This window comes from Microbacterium sp. UBA1097 (assembly GCF_002313585.1).
In the GTDB taxonomy this organism is placed as follows: Bacteria; Actinomycetota; Actinomycetes; order Actinomycetales; family Microbacteriaceae; genus Microbacterium.
On sequence record NZ_DCBW01000020.1, the window covers coordinates 1 to 2,823 of the forward strand.

Below are 2,823 nucleotides of genomic sequence, written 5' to 3' on the forward strand. Positions count from 1 at the left end.
ATGACGAGGACATCGCATAACTCCCGGAGACGCAGCAGCAGATCCAGCCGATCCTCGAAGTACTCGTCATAGCGCGCCAGCACCTGACCGAACAGCGGGAACGACTCGGTGTAGGCGCCGCGCCCTGCGGTCAGCTCGGCCCGTCCTCCGCTGATCAGGTCGAGGGTGGCGAAGTCCTCGAAGGTGCGCACAGGGTCGGCGCTGGAGAGCACCGTGACAGTGCTCGTGAGTCGGATACGAGAGGTGACGGCAGCCGCAGCGGCCAGGACGACCTGAGGCGAGGAGACCGCGAAGTCCGCTCGGTGGTGCTCTCCCACGCCGAAGACGTCCAGGCCGGCCTCGTCCGCGACCTTCGCCCACTCCAGGACATCGCGCAGTCGCCCGGCCGCCGACAGTGGCGCGCCGTCGGCGCCGCGGGTGAGCTCACCGAAGGTGAAGATGCCGAACTCGAACGCTGTCGTCCCGCTCATCGGGCATCGACGGCATGTGCACCGACATGCTCGATGAGGAAGTCCCGCACGTCCGCGATCTCGGCCGCGTCGATGCCGTGAGCCAGACCCGGATAGACCCGCTCATGAAGGGTGGCGTGCGTGGGGAGGAACGCGCTGGTCCGCGCGATCGCCGGCGCCGCGATGACCCGGTCTTCCGCCCCGCGCCCCCAGAACACGTGCGGGCGGCTCACCGCGAGCACGTCGTCCCCGGGCTGGGTTCCCCGCGCGACGAATCCTCCGAGCACGACGGGCGCGATCACACGTTCCGGTCGGGTGCGCAGGAGCTGGCTCGCCATCAGCCCACCCTGAGAGAACCCGATGGGGACGACGCGCGCGGTCGGGTCAACGTTCGCGTCGACCCATGCCCAGACCGAGTCGGTGGCCATTGCCAGCGGTGCGGGATCCGGATCGCCGGGTGTGACGATCTCGAGCCACGCTGCCCCGCCGTTGCCCATCAGCAGCGGTGCGCGCAGTGAGGCCCACGGCAGCCGAAGACCGAGCGCACCCGCAAGACCGGCGAGGTCGCGTTCGTTGGAGCCGAAGCCGTGAAGGAAGATCGCGACGGCCTCGCCGTCGGACCCGTCGACAGGTTGGGAGGATCGCACATCTCGTAGCAGGGAGTTCACTGACTCGTCGGCCCTTCTCATTGCAGACTGAATACTTGTAGATAAAACTATATCGGTTAGTTGTATCTACAACCGTCTACACGGCGCCACCGCGCGTCGACCGTAGTCAGATGTTTCGTCCGCCGGAGATCTCGATGACCGTTCCCGTGAGATAGCTCGAGAGCTCGCTGGCGAGGAACAGCACGACGTTCGCGACTTCGCTCGGCTGACCGAATCGTCCGAGGGGCACCTCAGCGAGCCGGGACTCGCGAATCCTCTCCGGCATGGCGTCGGTCATGGGCGTGCTGATGATGCCGGGCTGGATTGCGTTGACCCTCACCCCTGCGAAGCCGACTTCTTTGGCGGCGGCTTTGGTCAGGCCGACGATTCCCGCCTTTGCCGCGGAGTAATTGGTCTGACCGACGTTGCCGACCTTTCCGGAGATCGAGGACACGTTGATGATCGAGCCGCGGCCCTGTTCGCGCATGATCCCCGCAGCCTCGCGGGTGCCGAGCCATGCACCCCTCAGATGCACATCGATCACGGCGTCGAAGTCCTCGAGGGGCATCTTGCGCATCGTGGCGTCGCGTGTGAAGCCCGCGTTGTTGACCCACACGTCGAGGGATCCGAATGACTCCACGGCAACCGCCGCCGCAGCGGCGACCGCCGCCGGGTCCGATGCGCTGCCGAGCGAGGTCGCCGTGCGTCCTGGACGATCGAGTTCATTCAGGGCGCGTTCGAGCGCCTCGGAGGAGACATCCGTCAGCACCACGTTCGCCCCCTCGGCGAGCAGAGTGTGAGCCATCGCCAGACCGAGTCCGCCGGCGCCGCCCGTGATGACCGCGGTCTTTCCGTCGACCAGTCCCATTTCCGACCTCCTCGCGCGGTCACGCCCGGACGCAATGAAGCGGCCTGACCACGTTTCGATTCTGAGGGCGGGGGTCAGTCCTCGTCCAATACCGGTGTGCCGCGGAACTGAGACTTCGAGCGAAATAATCGCCGCGCGATCAATCTGTGCTGGTGATCGCTCGCCTCCGTGACGACAGCGCGTCGTAGGTGAGATCGGTCGGTTCGGCGAACGCGAGCTTGACGAGGCCGACCACGGACCGCAGGGCGGCCGAAGGGTTCTGGGTGCTCCAGCCGATGGCCGACTCGACCACGGGAAGCTCATCCGTGAGCGGGCGGTACGCCACGCTCTCATCAAGGTTGGCCCGCATCACCGACGTCAGGGTGAGAGTGACACCGACATGCGCCGCGACGAGAGCGATGATCGTGTAGGAGTCGGGCGCCGCCTGGACGACGTTGGGGGTGAAACCGGCTGCGAGGCAGACCTGCTGCAGGAGCGACTGCACAGACGAGCCCGAATCGGCGGGAAACGTCACCCACGGTTCATTCGCGAGGTCCCGCAACGACAACTCCGCCCGCGCGGCGAGCGCGTGATCCTCCGGCAGCGCGACGACCAGCTGCTCACGCTCGATGACCTGGTACTGCACGCCGGGGGCGATGAAGGGCAACCGGATGAAACCGAGGTCGAGAGTGCCGTCGACGAGGCGCGAGAGTGCCGCGTTCGCATACAGCTGTCCGTGCATCTCCAGCTCGATGTTCGGATACGTCGACCGGACGGCACGGGCCAGGACAGGCAGCGCGCTGTTGCTCGAGGCTCCGGCAAACCCCACGGTCACCCGGCCGTACTCTCCTCGCCCCGTGGAGCACGAGCTGGATGTGCT

Annotated in this window: 4 protein-coding genes; all 4 read right to left on the bottom strand. The window is 66.7% G+C overall.

Features of this window, described 5'->3' with window-relative positions; genetic code table 11:
* Window positions 1-470: LLM class flavin-dependent oxidoreductase (locus tag B4F19_RS06110; RefSeq protein ID WP_292733405.1), on the bottom strand; the 470-nt coding region annotated here is incomplete at its 3' end.
* A complete protein-coding gene (locus B4F19_RS06115) occupies window positions 467-1,138 on the bottom strand; it encodes an alpha/beta hydrolase (RefSeq protein ID WP_292733408.1) in 672 nt (223 codons plus the stop codon). The genes B4F19_RS06115 and B4F19_RS06110, both read right to left, overlap by 4 nt.
* A gap of 85 nt (window positions 1,139-1,223) precedes the next feature.
* A complete protein-coding gene (fabG, locus tag B4F19_RS06120; RefSeq protein ID WP_292733411.1) occupies window positions 1,224-1,964 on the bottom strand; it encodes a 3-oxoacyl-ACP reductase FabG in 741 nt (246 codons plus the stop codon).
* A 139-nt stretch (window positions 1,965-2,103) separates the two neighbouring features.
* Window positions 2,104-2,823, bottom strand: a 720-nt coding sequence (locus B4F19_RS06125; RefSeq protein WP_292733413.1) for a LysR family substrate-binding domain-containing protein, incomplete at its 5' end; no start/stop codon positions are given.

Excerpts from the sequence above, each read along its gene's own strand:
- fabG (WP_292733411.1), bottom strand. The coding sequence starts at position 1,964 with ATGGGACTGGTCGACGGAAAGACCGCGGTCATCACGGGCGGCGCCGGC.
- B4F19_RS06115 (WP_292733408.1), bottom strand. The coding sequence starts at position 1,138 with ATGAGAAGGGCCGACGAGTCAGTGAACTCCCTGCTACGAGATGTGCGA.